The organism is Micromonospora sp. DH14 (genome assembly GCF_029809455.1).
In the GTDB taxonomy this organism is placed as follows: Bacteria; Actinomycetota; Actinomycetes; order Mycobacteriales; family Micromonosporaceae; genus Micromonospora; species Micromonospora parva.
On record NZ_JARVKT010000087.1, the window covers coordinates 1 to 255 of the forward strand.

Here is a 255-nt window from a genome sequence, read left to right on the forward strand (position 1 = left end):
TGCTGTTCGAGCGTTTGATCATGCGGGTTTTGGTGCGGGTTCGGCGGTCGGGTAGCAGGTTGTCCAGGACGGCGGCGCCGATGGCGCCGATCAGGTCGATGACGGTGCCGGTGATGATGCCGGCGGCGTGGACGACTTGGTCGCGGGCGGTGTTCAGGGCGGTGGTGAAGCTGGCCCGGTCCGGGTCGAGACCGGGTCGACTGTCGGTGGCGTCGACCATGGCGGTGTGCAGCAGTTGATAGACGATGAGCAGGG

General features: G+C 66.7%; 1 pseudogene. It reads right to left on the minus strand.

The window, feature by feature from the left end:
• Nucleotides 1-255 (minus strand): annotated as a pseudogene (locus tag QCZ28_RS34455) (transposase); the annotation flags it as partial.